Annotated in this window: 15 protein-coding genes and 1 tRNA gene; 8 read left to right on the top strand and 8 right to left on the bottom strand. The window is 63.2% G+C overall.

All coding sequences use genetic code 11. The features are described 5' to 3' along the window. The 5 genes from ssb to J7347_RS13190 all read right to left on the bottom strand — a co-directional run. The coding region (gene ssb, locus J7347_RS13210; protein WP_209162479.1) for a single-stranded DNA-binding protein at positions 1–412 on the bottom strand (412 nt) is incomplete at its 3' end. A 91-nt stretch (positions 413–503) separates the two neighbouring features. Further along, entirely contained in the window at positions 504–2,393 is a 1,890-nt protein-coding gene (locus J7347_RS13205) for a ferrous iron transporter B (RefSeq protein ID WP_209162478.1), read from the bottom strand. Next, positions 2,390–2,647, bottom strand: coding sequence for a FeoA family protein (locus J7347_RS13200; protein ID WP_209162477.1), 258 nt, complete (start codon positions 2,645–2,647; stop codon positions 2,390–2,392). The genes J7347_RS13205 and J7347_RS13200 overlap by 4 nt, the downstream gene beginning before the upstream one ends. A 59-nt stretch (positions 2,648–2,706) precedes the next feature. Continuing rightward, the gene (locus J7347_RS13195) at positions 2,707–3,360 is read right to left on the bottom strand and encodes a COQ9 family protein (RefSeq protein WP_209162521.1); all 654 of its coding nucleotides are present in this window, start codon (positions 3,358–3,360) and stop codon (positions 2,707–2,709) included. A 44-nt stretch (positions 3,361–3,404) separates the two neighbouring features. Then, entirely contained in the window at positions 3,405–3,998 is a 594-nt protein-coding gene (locus J7347_RS13190; protein ID WP_209162476.1) for an ankyrin repeat domain-containing protein, read from the bottom strand. Between the two features lie 111 nt (positions 3,999–4,109). Between J7347_RS13190 and J7347_RS13185 the strand changes: the two genes are divergently transcribed. The 6 genes from J7347_RS13185 to J7347_RS13160 are packed head-to-tail and all read left to right on the top strand — an operon-like array spanning position 4,110 to position 8,057. Next, positions 4,110–4,739, top strand: coding sequence for an SCO family protein (locus J7347_RS13185; RefSeq protein ID WP_245174077.1), 630 nt, complete (start codon positions 4,110–4,112; stop codon positions 4,737–4,739). Further along, complete coding sequence (locus J7347_RS13180) at positions 4,727–5,200, top strand: YcgN family cysteine cluster protein (protein ID WP_067681594.1); 474 nt, start codon at positions 4,727–4,729, stop codon at positions 5,198–5,200. The genes J7347_RS13185 and J7347_RS13180 overlap by 13 nt, the downstream gene beginning before the upstream one ends. Beyond that, positions 5,197–5,919 (top strand): YgjP-like metallopeptidase domain-containing protein, encoded by a 723-nt coding sequence (locus J7347_RS13175; protein WP_209162475.1) that lies wholly within the window; start codon positions 5,197–5,199, stop codon positions 5,917–5,919. The genes J7347_RS13180 and J7347_RS13175 overlap by 4 nt, the downstream gene beginning before the upstream one ends. A 48-nt stretch (positions 5,920–5,967) precedes the next feature. After that, a complete protein-coding gene (locus J7347_RS13170) occupies positions 5,968–6,444 on the top strand; it encodes a hypothetical protein (protein WP_209162474.1) in 477 nt (158 codons plus the stop codon). Next, complete coding sequence (gene ribD, locus J7347_RS13165; RefSeq protein WP_245174104.1) at positions 6,425–7,420, top strand: bifunctional diaminohydroxyphosphoribosylaminopyrimidine deaminase/5-amino-6-(5-phosphoribosylamino)uracil reductase RibD; 996 nt, start codon at positions 6,425–6,427, stop codon at positions 7,418–7,420. The genes J7347_RS13170 and ribD overlap by 20 nt, the downstream gene beginning before the upstream one ends. 4 nt (positions 7,421–7,424) lie before the next feature. Continuing rightward, positions 7,425–8,057, top strand: a complete 633-nt coding sequence (locus tag J7347_RS13160) for a riboflavin synthase (protein ID WP_209162473.1) — start codon at positions 7,425–7,427, stop codon at positions 8,055–8,057. A gap of 67 nt (positions 8,058–8,124) precedes the next feature. Here J7347_RS13160 and J7347_RS13155 read toward each other — a convergent pair whose 3' ends face one another. Both J7347_RS13155 and J7347_RS13150 read right to left on the bottom strand, forming a co-directional pair. Next, complete coding sequence (locus J7347_RS13155) at positions 8,125–9,303, bottom strand: aromatic amino acid transaminase (protein WP_209162472.1); 1,179 nt, start codon at positions 9,301–9,303, stop codon at positions 8,125–8,127. 96 nt (positions 9,304–9,399) lie between these two features. Continuing rightward, positions 9,400–10,197 carry a DUF1134 domain-containing protein gene (locus J7347_RS13150; RefSeq protein ID WP_245174103.1) on the bottom strand — a complete coding sequence of 266 codons (798 nt, stop codon included), beginning with the start codon at positions 10,195–10,197 and terminating at the stop codon, positions 9,400–9,402. A 296-nt stretch (positions 10,198–10,493) separates the two neighbouring features. Between J7347_RS13150 and J7347_RS13145 the strand changes: the two genes are divergently transcribed. Then, positions 10,494–10,584: transfer RNA gene (locus tag J7347_RS13145), tRNA-Ser, on the top strand. Positions 10,585–11,024: 440 nt separating this feature from the next. On the opposite strand, the gene J7347_RS13140 is transcribed toward J7347_RS13145, so the two are convergent. Next, entirely contained in the window at positions 11,025–12,065 is a 1,041-nt protein-coding gene (locus tag J7347_RS13140) for a glycosyltransferase family 2 protein (RefSeq protein WP_245174076.1), read from the bottom strand. 243 nt (positions 12,066–12,308) lie between these two features. Here J7347_RS13140 and J7347_RS13135 point away from each other — a divergent pair, with 243 nt between their 5' ends. Continuing rightward, a complete protein-coding gene (locus J7347_RS13135; protein ID WP_209162470.1) occupies positions 12,309–13,682 on the top strand; it encodes a glycosyltransferase in 1,374 nt (457 codons plus the stop codon). Positions 13,683–14,009 lie beyond the last annotated feature (327 nt).

Raw genomic sequence — 14,009 nt, 5'->3', positions numbered from 1 at the left:
ACGCTGACCATGCTCGACGGACCCGGTGGCGGCCACCGCCGCCGCCGCGCTGGCCGCCACCGGGTCCGTCGAGCATGGTCAGCGTGCCGTCGAAGCCGCGCAGCACCACTTCTGTGCTATAGCGATCCTGCCCGTTCTGATCCTGCCACTTGCGGGTCTGCAATTTGCCTTCGATGAAGACCTTGCTGCCCTTCTTGAGGTAGTTTTCGCAGACGTTGATCAGCCCTTCGGAAAAGATCGCGACGGTGTGCCATTCGGTCCGCTCCTGGCGCTCGCCGGTGTTGCGGTCCTTCCACTGTTCGCTGGTGGCGATGCGGAGGTTGCAGACCTTGCCGCCGTTCTGGAAGCTGCGCACCTCGGGGTCCTGCCCCAGATTGCCGATCAGCATGACTTTGTTGAGGCTGCCTGCCATCGATTCGTCCCTTCTTGAATTCTGGCGAGGGGCCTAACCGAGCGTATGGCGTCGGGCTAGGCCCGCGTGAAGATATGCACGACGGTCCGCGCTACAGCCCCAGACCGACCGCCACCCAATAGGTCAGACCCGCGAAAATCCAAGCCAGCGCAAACAGATAGACGACCATGAAAATGGGCCATTTCCACCCGTTGGTCTCGCGCTTGGTCACGGCGATCGTCGACAGGCATTGCGGCGCGAACACGAACCAGGCAAGGAAGGCGAGCGCGGTCGGCAGGCTCCAGAGCGAGGAAATCCGGTCGGTAACGCCCTGCGCCTCGAGCTCCTCGTCGTCCGCATCGACGGCATAGGTCGTCGCCAGCGCGGTCACTGCGACTTCACGGGCGGCGAGCGCCGGGATCAGCGCCAGGCTCATCTCGCGGTTGAAGCCCACCGGTTCGAGGACGGGATGAAGCGTATCGGCCACCGCACCTGCATAGCTCGCGTCGAGCTGGCTTTCGCCCGGTTCGGCCCGCGGGAAGCTCAGCAGCACCCATAGCGCAATCGTGGCGACAAAGATGATCGTGCCCGCGCGGCGCAGGAACACCCAGGCGCGCTGCCACAAGCCGATGGCGAGATCCTTGATCCTCGGCATCTGATAGCGCGGCATTTCCATGATGAAGCCCGAGGCCGCACCCTTAGCGACGGTAAAGCGCAGAACGAAGGCCACGACCATCGCGCCAACGATACCCGCCACATAGAGGGCAAAGAGGACCAGCCCCTGAAGCCCGATGCCCGGTCCAACGGTCGTTGCAGGAATGAAGGCGGCGATGATGACGGCATAGACCGGCAGACGCGCCGAACAGGTCATCAGCGGCGCGATCAGGATCGTCGTCAGCCGGTCCTTGGGATCGGAAATGCTGCGCGTCGCCATGATACCCGGAATGGCGCAGGCGAAGCTGGAGAGGAGCGGAATGAAGCTTTTGCCCGACAGGCCCACGCTCGCCATCACGCGGTCCATCAGAAAGGCGGCGCGGGCCATATAGCCGGTCGCTTCCATGATGAGGATGAAGAAGAACAGGATCACAATCTGCGGCAGGAAGACGACCACCGAGCCGACGCCCGCCAGCACGCCTTCGGTCAGAAAATCGCGCACCAGCCCCGCTGGCAGCACGTCCGTCACCACTCCCGAAACCGCACCGACCGCACCTTCCAGCGCGTCGGCAAAGGGAGTCGCCCAAGCGAACACCGCCTGGAAGACCACGAAAAGAAGGCCGAACAGAATGACTGGGCCGAGCCAGGGGTTGAGTAGCACCCGGTCCGCACCGTTTTCGATCGTGTGGCGCGTGCTTTTCGACAGGATCGCGCCGCGCGCGATGTGCTTGGCGGAAAGGCGCCGTTCGGGCAGCGTCAGGTGCCAGCGGCGACGCGTGTCTTCATCGGCATGGCTTTCCGCCTCCGCAATGGCGGCGGTCAGTTCGGCGAGACCCTTGCGGCGCACGGCGACGGTCGGGATCACCGGCACGCCCAGCGCATCGGACAAGGCTTCGGGATCGAGCGTCAGTCCGTCGCGCTCGGCAAGGTCGACCATGTTGAGCGCGACCACTGTTGGGCGGCCCAGTTCGAGCACTTCCTGCGCGAAGACGAGGTGCTGTTCGAGATTGGCGGCGTCGAGGACGATGACGAGCACATCCGGCGCGCGCTCACCCTGGAATTCGCCGGTCACGACATCGCGGGTCACCGCTTCGTCGGGGCTGGCGGCATCGAAGCTGTAGGAACCGGGCAGGTCGAGCAGTTCGACGCTGTCGCCGCGCCCGTCCTTGGCAGGAAGCGCCAGCCGCCCCGCCTTGCGCTCCACGGTTACGCCGGGATAATTCGCAATTTTTTGGCGCGCGCCCGTCAGCGCGTTGAACAGCGCGCTCTTTCCGGCATTGGGATTGCCGACCAGCGCCGCGCTGCGCAGGCGGATCGACGTATCGGGAGCGGGATCGTCGCGGCTCATGCCGTGGTCTCCGCTTCGATGAGTTCGACTTGGATCGCGGCGGCGTGGCTACGACGCAGTGCCACAGTCATTCGCCCGAGCCGGATCGCCAGCGGATCGGCGCCGCCGAAAACGCCGCGATGAAGGACGGCAAGCTCCGCCCCCTCGTCCAGTCCGAGCGCCTGAAGCCGCTTCGCCTCGTCACTGGCCAGCCGTTCCCAGGCGACCGAAACGATTCGCGCAGGCATACCGTGTCGAAGGCCATCCAAAGTCATGCCCGTGCCCTGTCAGAGCCACCGGCCAATTGCAACCGATTATCAATAGCGCCGCCGCGCTATTTCACCGGATAGCGCAGCCGCCCCAAGAAGCGCATCATGCTGAAACTCTCGCGCTCGCTGCCCAGCAATTGCGCCTTCGCCTTCTCGAATTTCATCACGCCGTCGATCCGGCGATCGAGGAAAGCGCGCGTGTCCTGTTTGTCCTCGCTCTCGTCACCCACGAAGGCTGCAAGCGTCGCGCCGTATATTCCGGCCAGGATCGTGCGCTTCGTATAGTGATTCCAGTCGGTCGCGGTATCGCCCGCAAGGCGCCACATGATGTCCGCGCTGTTCCAGGCAGTCTTGAGCGCAGCGGCGGCGTTTTGCGGCATCGCCATGATCGCGGTCGCGCGGCGCAGGGCCTCTTCCTGTCCGCGCACCGAATCGAGCCGGAACTGGATGAGGCTGCGGATCCGTTCTCGCACTTTCATCTGGCCGAGCTTTTCGGGCGGCAGGCGATCCGCCATGGCGCGGTCGATCGTGGCGATCCAGGCCTCGATCATCGCCATCTGGCTAAGGCCCGACTTGCCCTTGAAAGCGAGCCGCGCAACATCGCGATCGACGCCCGCCTGATCCGCGGCCATCTCCAGCGCCTCTTCGCTCCACCCGTCGAAAATCGCCGCATCGGCGATCAGCGGCGCGAGATGGAGGCGCAATTCAGCCAGCGTCATGTCCGCCGGATCGAGCGTATCTGCTGTGGCGGTGTTCCCGTCAGTCACAGGCTCGGCCCGTAGGTCTTGTCCGCGCCCTTGTTCGCGCGATCGGCGTCGGCCTGCGCGATCTCCTGCAGGACCGGCCCGCCGCCTACCATCAGCTTGGCATAATCACGTGCCGAGCGGCCCGAATTATCGGTCCGGTCGGGGCTTGCGCCGTTCTTGAGCAGCACGCGGATCATCGCGGTATCGCGGCGATGGATGGCGGAAATCAGCGGCGTCTCGCCCGAGGAATTCGCCTGATCGACTTGCGCGCCGGCCTTCAGCAAAGTCTCGATCCCCTCGATATAGCCGAGCTGGGTCGCGATCTGGAGCGGCGTCACGCCCTTCTTGTCCGCCACATCGGGATCGCCGCCCTTCGCCGCGAGAAACGCGATCCAGTTGGCATCGCGCCGTTCGGTGACGATGTGCATGGCCGTGCGCCCGGTGGCGATATCGCGTGTGTTGATCAGCGTGTTGCCCGGCTGGTTTAGCGCGTTGATGACCTTGTCGCCGTCACGCTCCTTCACCGCCTTCAGGAACTCGTATCCTTCGGACATCTGCTGCGCCGCGACCGGCTGGGCGGCCAGCGCCGTCAAGGCCACGGGCACAGCCATGGCTTTCAACAATGTCGCTGCGATCCGATTTCTACAAAGCACTTCGCCAGACCCTTTTCCTGCGTTGGATTTGCGCCAAAACGCCCCTTGCCCGCATGGCTTTAGCAGAGCATGAACCGCGACACCATGGCCCCTCCGATCCGCTTCGTATCCCGTCTGCTTTGCATGACGCTTGCAATCCCCTTGCTCGCCGCATGCGATGCCGGTGCACCCGCCCCACCGCCCGAAGAACCGCCGCTGGCCGGTGCCGATATCGGCGGCCCATTCGAATTGACGGGCGAGGACGGCAAGACCTACCGCTGGAGCGATTTCGACGGCCAGTATCGGATCGTCTATTTCGGTTACGCCTATTGCCCCGATGTCTGCCCGACAGACGTGCAGCGTATGGCGCAGGGGCTGAATTTATTCGAACGGCAATCGCCTGAACTCGCGCGGCAGATCCAGCCGATCTTCATCACCGTCGATCCCGCCCGCGATACGCAGGAAGTGGTCGGCGAATTTACCGATGCCTTCCATCCCCTGCTGCTCGGCCTGACGGGTACGCCCGAACAGGTTGAGGCGGCGGCGGACGTGTTCCGGGTCTATTACCAAAAGGGTGCCGATCAGCCGGGCGGCGGCTATCTGATGGATCACTCCAACTTCACCTTCCTGTTCGGCCCCGATGGCGCGCCGCTGGCGACCTTGCCGACCGATCTCGGCCCCGAAGCGGTGGCCGAGGAGCTGGCGAAATGGGTGCGATGAGAGACAGGTTCTGGGAGCGCCCGCTCGCCGAACTCTCGCCTGAGGAGTGGGAAGCGCTGTGCGACGGGTGCGGGCGTTGCTGCCTCCACAAGATCGAGGACGAGGATACCGGCGAAATCGCAGACACCAATGTCGCCTGCCGCCTGCTCGACTGCGAGACCGCGCGATGCAGCGATTATGCGAACCGCAAGAGCTTCGTGCCCGATTGCCTGCGCCTGACGCTGAAGATCGTGGACAGTGTCGAGTGGCTGCCGCGCACCTGCGCCTACCGCGTCCGCGCCGAAGGGCGGCCGCTGCCACAATGGCACTATCTGATTTCGGGCGATCGCGAAGCGGTCAAGCGTGCGGGCGTGTCGGTTTCGGGCCGCGTCATCAGCGAAACCCGCGCAGGTCCGCTCGAACATCATATCGTCGAATGGGATGATGAAGACGCTTGGGCCGAGGAAACCGACGCGCCATGATCGAGTGGCTGCGCGCCGACCGGCAGGACCCGGCGATCGAGCTGCTGGGCCGCACGGTCCCGATCCACATCACTCGCCACGCCCGCGCGCGACGGCTGACCATGCGGCTTTCGCACGACGGGGGCGCCGTGCGCGTCACTTTGCCGCGTTGGAGCCGCAGCGCGGAGGCGCTACGCTTCGCACGGGATCGTCGCGACTGGCTGGAAGCGCAGCTCGCCAAAGTGCCCGTCCGCGAAAATCCGGTGACGCGCGGCCATCTGACGTGGTGCGGACGTAAGCTCGCGATCGACTGGCGGGCGGATGCGCCGCGTCGACCGGTCCGCTCGGGCGACACGCTGACGCTGGGCGGCCCGCGCGAAACATTGCCGCAGCGCCTCGCCCGCTGGTTGGAAAGCGAGGCCGAGCGCCTGATGGCAGACGATCTCGCTTTCTATTGCGAGCGCGCGAAGATCGCCGCACCGACTCTTAAACTGTCGCGCGCGCAACGCCGCTGGGGCAGCTGTTCGAGCAGTGGGACGGTCCGCATCAATTGGCGTCTGGTCCAGGCTCCCGACGCGGTGCGCCGCTCGGTCGTCGCGCATGAAACCGCGCATCTCGTCCATTTCGACCACAGTCCGGCCTTCCACGCCCTCCTCGCCGACCTCTACGAAGGCGATCAGCACTGGGCCGATGCGTGGCTGAAGAACCGTGGGCGGACGCTCTACGCCGATTTCGGTTGAGGCGGAGCCCTCTGGCACTTTCGCCTCCGACACTCTATCTTGCCGGTCATGCGCCTTTCCACGCGATTCAACCCGGTCGGCGGGATTCAGGATTTCTGGTCCGAATTCACCCGCCCAAATCCCTATCGCTGGCCGATCCTGGCCGTATCGTTGCTCTGCACGTTCAGCCTGTTGTTCTGGATAACGAAGGAACGCGTCATCGGCCCGCCGGTGCGGCCCGAAGTGACGTTCATCTCGACCTTCGCCGAAGGGCGGACGGACGAGGAAATCGTCGCATCGAACCTCGCCAATCAGCAATTGCAGGATCGGATCCGCGAAGAACAGGCCGTGCGAGAGGAAGAAGTGCGCGAGATGTACCGCACGCTCGGACGGGCGAGCGGGCTGGACGTCGATGCGATGGAAGCCGAGATCGCCGCCGATCGTGCCCGCCAGGAAGCCCGCCGCAAGCGACTGCTCGAAGCGGCAGGCCTTCCTGCGGGTACAGCACCCGAAGCCGAAACCGATCCTGAAACCGCAGCCGAATAACGCGCCCGGCGCCGAGGACCGGCGCTGGCTCGACGCGGCGGCGCGGCTTGCGTTGCGCGGACGACCGCTCGCGCGGCCCAATCCATCCGTCGGCGCGCTGCTGGTCAAGGACGGACTTGTGGTCGGGCGCGGCTGGACCCAGGCAGGCGGGCGTCCCCATGCCGAGGCGGTGGCGCTCGCTCAGGCAGGCGACGCGGCGAAAGGCGCGACGCTCTACGTCACGCTCGAACCGTGCGCGCATGTCTCGCCGCGTGGCCCATCCTGCTCCTCTCTTCTGGCGAACAGCGGCATCGTGCGCGCAGTCGTCGGGTGTGGCGATCCCGATCCTCGCACGGCGGGGCGAGGCCTCGAGACACTACGCGCTGCCGGTATCGACACCCTGCTTGTCGATCATTCGCCCTCTTCCGCAAGCCTCGCCGGTTATCTGATCCGCGCGCGCCTCGGTCGCCCGCATGTCACGCTCAAGCTGGCCCTTTCGCTGGACGGCTGCATCGCGCTGACCGATGGGTCGAGCCGCTGGATTACCGGGGCGGAGGCGCGCGCCCATGTCCATGCACGCCGCGCGCTGGCGGGTGCGATCCTCGTCGGCGGCGGGACCTGGCGCGCCGATACGCCTCGGCTGAACGTTCGCCTGCCGGGCCTTCAGGATCGCAGCCCCGAACGCGTCGTCCTGACGCGCGGATCGATCGAAGGCGTCCGTACGATTGCCGCGCCAGAGGACATCGCCACGCTCGATGCGCTGTATCTCTATGTCGAAGGCGGCGCGGCGACCGCCGCCGCTTTTCTGGCCTCGGACCTCGTCGACCGGCTCGAAATCTATCGCGCGCCGATCCTGATCGGGAACGGCCTGCCCGCGCTCAGGGATATCGGCCTCAGCGATCTTGCCGAGGCCCATGGCCGCTGGCACAGGGCGGAGACACGCATTCTCGGCCCGGACGTTTACGAGCGTTACGAGCGCTTCGGCCAAAAAGGATAGAGCCATGTTCACCGGCATCGTCACTGCCATCGGCCGGATTGCGGCCACCGAGACGCGCGGCGACACCGCCGTGCGCATCGCCTGCCCCGAGGAGGCGCAATGGCAGCCGGACACGATTCCCATCGGCGCTTCCATCGCCTGTTCGGGCGTCTGCCTGACCGTGACCGAGCGCGGCACAGATGCCGATGGCCCCTGGTTCGCGGTCGACGTTTCGGGCGAGACGATTGCGCGCACCGTGCCCGGCATGTGGAAGGAAGGCCGCCCGCTGAACCTCGAACGGGCGCTCAAGATCGGGGACGAATTGGGCGGCCATCTCGTGACGGGCCATGTCGACACGGTCGGTGAGGTCGTGCTGGCGCGCGAGGAAGGCGGATCGCGCAAGATCGCCATCCGCATCGGGCGCGAACATGCGCCCTTCGTCGCGCCCAAAGGGTCGATCACGATCGACGGCGTTTCGCTGACGGTGAACGATGTGCGCGACCGACCGGACGGATCTTGCGACTTCGCCCTGAATCTCATTCCCCACACCGGCGAAGTCACGACGCTCGGCGACCTGCGCGAGGGAAGCCGCGTCAATCTCGAAATCGACGTACTGGCTCGCTACCTCCAGCGAATGCGCGCGCTCGACCGGGCCTGAGCGGTCCGGGCGCTGTCGGTCCGAAGCGTCGTCCGACCCTTGGTCGTCTACGCCTGCGGAACGCGCCTCAGCCCGCCACCGTCGCCAGCGCGGCGATGAACTTGTCGATATTGCCGCGATGGAGGCCCGCCACGTTGATGCGGCCTGACCCGGCCATGTAGATGCCGTGATCCTTGCGCAGCGCGGCGATCTGGTCGCTCGACAGGGGTAGCACGGCGAACAGTCCGTTCTGATCGGCCAGCGCGCTCAGATTGAGGCCGGGAATGTCGCCATCCGCCGCGGCCAGGCGTTCGCGCACGCCGCGCATCCGCTCGCGCATATCGTCCAGCTCGCCGAGCCAGTCGCGCGTCAGATCGGCATCCTCGACCACGATCCGCACGGCGGCCCCGCCGTGATCGGGCGGCATCGACCAGGTCGCGCGCGCCAGCATGTTGGCGTTGGACATGATCGCGTCGAGATCGCCGGCCTCTTTCGCCAGCACATAGAACGCGCCCACACGGTCACGATAGAGTCCGAAATTCTTGTCGCAGCTATAGGCCACCAGCGCTTCGGGCACGGCATCGATCACCGTGCGAATGCCCGCCGCATCCTCTTCCATCCCGTGGCCGAGGCCCTGATAGGCGATGTCGAGCACCGGAAGCACGGCACTGTTCGCCAGCGCATCGGCAATCGCGCGCCATTGTTCGTCCGTGTAATCGATCCCGGTCGGGTTGTGGCAACAGCCGTGCAACAGCACCAGCTCGCCCTCGCCCCCTTCGCGGATCACGCGCAGGACCGCATCGAGATTCGCCGTCCCGTCGGGCAACGCATGGTCGAAGGGCACGGTCTCCAGTCCCAGATCGGAAACGATCTGCGCGTGGTTGGGCCAGCTCGGCGTACCGAGATGGACGCGCCGCGCACCGGCCTTCTGCGCCAGCGCCAGTGCCAGCCGCACCGCGCCGGTTCCGCCCGGCGTCTGCATCCCGGCGATGCGCCCGCCACGCTCCGGATTTCCGCCGAAGATGTAGGGCATCAGGCCCGAAACGAACCCGCCATCGCCTTCCGGGCCGAGATAGCTTTTGGAATCCTGTTCATCGACCAAGCGCTGTTCGGCGCCCTTGATCGCCTTGAACACCGGCGTCGCCCCGTCTCCGGTGCGATAGACGCCGACGCCGAGATCGATCTTGTCGTCGCGCGGATCGGCGGCATGAAGCTTGATGAGCGCGAGCAGCGCGTCGGCGGGTTGGGCTTGGAGAGCGTCGAGCATGCCCGCGTCCTTGCCCGCGCGCCGGAGCGCCTGCAACAGGGAATTGTCTATCGCAGAGACGAGATCGGCTTCATCATCCGCATGCCCGATGCGCGCTCAGAAGGGCAGCCAACGCTGCTTCTTCGAAAACTTCATATAGCCCGCATTGATGCCGAGCCTGAGGCCTGCCCCCACCCGGATCGGGATCAGCACGACATCGCCCTTGCGCAGGTAACTCGCCGTCATCCCGCCAATGGCATAGGCCTGGCCTTCGCCCGCCGGATAGCGTTCGTACAATTCCTCGCTGTCGTAGAGATTGTAGACGAGCACGAAGGTACTGCCGGCATTGGCGCCTGCATCGAAGCCGATCGACGGTCCGGTCCAGTAGACCGGGCGCTCGCCCTCGACCTTGTGATAAAGCGTACCCGAACCGTAGCGCGCGCCGACGATGAAAGCGCCGCCCGCTTCGCGCCCGACGATATAGGCGTTGGGCTGGCCCTGTTCGGCGAGCAGTTTCTGGATCAGCTTGGCCACCCCTTCAGCGCCCTTGCCGAACACGCCTTCGGCCGCGCCGATCAAATCGTCCTCGCGATACGTTGTCGCAGGGTCGTCCGCCGGGGCGGTCTGCGCATCAGGCGTCGCTGGGACGGTTTCAGACCAATCCACGCCCGTCGCCGTGTCGCTGCCGGGATCGCTCCATGTGGGCGCAGTCGGCTGGGTCGTCTCCGCGGGATAGGAGACACTGGGTTCGATAGGTCGCGGATCGGCATAGACGTCCTGATCGCCCGGGTTTTCGATCAGATCGCCGTCGATCGGTGCCTCATAGGCATCGTTGGGATCGACACGCTCGACCTGTGCGGCAAGCGGCGTCACGGCTAGACCGAGCGCGGCCAGGCCCATGGCGAGCGGGCGCATGACTATCGCAGACCAGCTGCGGGGCAGCGATTGGGCGGACAGGTTCATGGCGGGTTCCCTCCCTTGTGCCGAACGTGCGACGAACGGGCGCGGCGCTCGTCCAAGACGCGCCGCTCCAATCTTACGAGACGGCGTTGATCGCGCCACCGCAATGAGCGCGCGATGAACCGAATCCGAAACGCGCCGAATCGAGTCTGTCCCTGCGTCCACAATCCTCGATATGGCAGGACCAAACCCCTTGAAGCCACGCCCACCCCCCGTTATAGCGCGCCCCTCGCAGCCGACGTGCTTGCTGCGGAGACGTGGGTGAGTGGCTGAAACCAGTTCCCTGCTAAGGAACCGTACTCTATCAGGGTACCGAGGGTTCGAATCCCTCCGTCTCCGCCACCTCCCGGATTTTCACGAACCGCAGCGGAACGTTCTGGACGGCTCAAACTTTAGGTTTTGCGCGGTTTGCAGCTTTACAACAGTTCGCCAAAGTCCACCGCGGACCGCGTTAGACCGGCGCCTATCGTTGTCTAAAACACTGTTTTGATTGTTGGCCAACGCTTGTTAAAGCAGCGCCACGATGTTCTCGCGCGCGTGTGATAAGCTTTACGTCAAGCAAGTCGAAAGCCTCAAACAGGTCGGCATGTATTTCGACGGTGGCCACTTTTACCTTCGGATCCGCGAATCTGGGCGCTCTTGGTTTTTTCGTCGGCACCTTGCACGGAAAGCGCATCACGCTGGGTCTGGGGACCGCTCTCGACGTGACTTTGGCCAAGGCGCGCGAACGTGCGGCAGAAGCCCGATTGCTGATTATCGACTACGCGCCGGGCGGCCTCTCTTTATCCAACCTTGAGGGCCGAAAGGCTAGATCTGAGAAAGTTCAGATTGCCCTGCGCAAGGTGGCTTCCAACCCCGCGAACGCTATCCTCAAGATCCGGTTGATCTCCGATCTCAAGGCACCTTTCCCACGAAGAGAGCGCTAACGGAATCCATTCACCCAGCGCATTCCCGGGGTCCGCTGCCGCTTTCGCCAGCGCAATATTGCCGGTTATGAAAAAGAAGTCAGGTGAATGCTGAAAGCGTCCCAAATTTTCATGCGCGTGGATCAGCGCCTTATCGAGTTCGCCGCCCTGCGAGAGGCAGTAGAGATAGCGAATGGTAAGCCCATGCTCCCAATTTGCATTTTTTGGCGTCAACGCCATCGACTGGCGGAGCAGGTCGCACGCCTGAGCAAACTCAGCCCTCTTCGAGGCTTCTTGGCCGAGATGATAAAGTATGTAGGCATCACCGGGCCGCTCCTCCAGATCCTGCCAAAGCAAGCTCGTATTGCGATCGGCTTTGGTCTCCAACTGCGATTGGAGATATCCGTCATGCTGGATATGAAGTTGGATCTTCAGGCAAGACAAATCTGAAACGACTTGTTCGTGTACGCGCCTTTCGAACCTGACACCGCGGGGAAGAAATCTCGTAAGCCAATTTTGTGTGTGCGTTGGAGTATTCTCTCCGTTTCTTTCTTGCACCGCATCACACAAACTGCGGACACAAACAGCGCCTAATCGATCGGGTGCATGCCGCCAAGAACGCAAATTCGGGCCACCTGACACGATCCACTCATCCGCATCAATGATGAGATTCCAATCCGCATCAGCCAACTCTAGTGATCGATTGCGCGCCTCGGCAAAGCTGCCAGGCCACGGCATCTCGTATACGAGAGCGCCAGCCTTACGAGCCAGTTCCATTGTTTGATCGGTCGAACCGGTGTCAAGAACCACCATCTTGTCGACAAATGGTCTGACGCTTTCGAGGCACCGCGTGATACAGCGAGCCTCATTGCGAACGATCATGGCAGCCGCAAGGCTGGCCTGCGCGGCTTTCGTCATCGGCTTCCTTGACCTTCGCAAAATGGGTAACTCCAAAAGGTTAAGCTCTGCTTGCCTCGTTTATTGCAAGATAGTTAACGAAGGTATAATATCCTTACGTGAAACCCCGATCCGCTTGGGTGCAATTTGAAATATCTAGGGATAAATACCTACAGGATCCTTCGACAAAATTAACGCTGTTTCCTTACTGCGCTGCGACAGAACTTCCTCTCCCCAGGGGAAGATTGTCGGAGAATCTCGGTTATGATCCCCAAGCGGCTTCATTTTATATGGGTGGGTGACGAAACACGTCGGCCAGATAATTGCATCGCCACCTGGCGCGATGCCCATCCAGATTGGGAGATCCGCGTTTGGGGCAACGATGACCTTCAAAACGGCAACTGGATCAATGCTCGTCACATGAACGAGATGAGCCAGCGCGAATGGAACGGTGTTGCCGATCTGATGCGTTGGGAAATCCTTTTAGAGCATGGCGGCGTGGTCTGCGACGCCGACAGCATCTGTGTCCGCCAGCTCGATGACCACCTTCTCGATTGCCCCGCATTTGCATGCTGGGAAAGCGAGATCGCGCGGCCAGGCCTTATCGCTGCCGGCTACTTCGGCAGCGAAGCTGGCAATCCCTTCGTCAAGCAGATCATCGACGACATCGCCGAGGCTCCGTCTGTCGTGAACGGTATGGCCTGGCAGACGGTAGGTCCGCAACGGCTGACCGATTGCTATCGCAAATTCCGCTACAACTCCCTGCGGATCTATCCGAGCCACTACTTTATCCCCCGCCATTTCACCGGTGTTGAATATGATGGTGACGACGCTGTCTATGCCAAGCAACTATGGGGCTCGACGATAGGTGGCTACGAGCACATCCATAAGGCCGACGTGGATATGATCCGTCAACGCGGCACACTGGAAGGGCAGATGCCCACCGCACCCGCACCCGCACCCGCACCCGCTCCGGCCAGCCAGACTCCCGACGCTGCGCCGGCCGCGCCGAAAGGCTCGCAGCTCGAAAAGATCCACGCCCCCTATTTCCTGCAGCGCGTTGAAGTCAGTTCCGAGGTTGCCGGAATGGGCCGTCTCGAAGTTCTGCAGCACTTGTGCAGCGGCAAGCGGGTACTGCACGTGGGTTGCGCCGACTGGCCGATCACCGATCTGAACGCCTCACTCCACCTTGCCTTGCAACCGCACTGCGCAGTTCTCGACGGCGTCGATCCGCATACTGAAGCGCTTGATATGCTGAGGCCGCATGTGACCGGACAGCTATTCAGCACAATCGGCGAAGCTCAAGATCAGTATGATGTCGTGCTGGTGCCCGAGGTCTTGGAGCACGTGGCTGACGTCGAAGGGTTCCTTGGCGAGCTCGAAGCAGTGAACGCTTCGGTCTATCTGATCTCTGTCCCCGACGCTTTCCAGTGCCGCGTGCGCCATTTCGATTACGTCAGCGAAACCGAAACATTCTTCGAGGCCGTCCACCCCGATCACAACGTCTGGTACACGCCCTACACATTCGCAAATACGCTCCGTAAGTATTCGGGACTCGAGCTGCAACGCATGTGGTTTTTCAACCACATCTCGCTCCTGGCACTACTCAGCAAGCCCGACATGGCCTTGCCAGCATGACGATACGTATGCCTGTCCGAAGCTCGCCCCCTGTAGCGCGACATGCAAGGTGAGAGATCGTGCCGCCTCGACCGGAAATTTTCTCGAGCAGTCTGCCTTGGCCTCACGCAAGATGCTCCTTACTTCACCTCAAGCATGATGGCTATAAGGACCGCTCTTGGCTGGTAGCGGAAATGCGGCTTTTGCGGTTTCAGTGCCGATAAGCAGACTGACTGCTTGCGGCCTAGAAGCGGAAACTCTCGATCGACAAACGTCCGCACGGGGCCGTGAAAGACCGACGCATAAAGTTGGCGCCAGTATTGGCTAGAGCTGAGAAACACAATATTC

Origin of the sequence: Erythrobacter sp. A6_0, from assembly GCF_017744235.1 — a bacterium.
Lineage (GTDB): Bacteria > Pseudomonadota > Alphaproteobacteria > Sphingomonadales > Sphingomonadaceae > Qipengyuania.
This window is presented reverse-complemented; position numbering and strand designations above follow the sequence as displayed.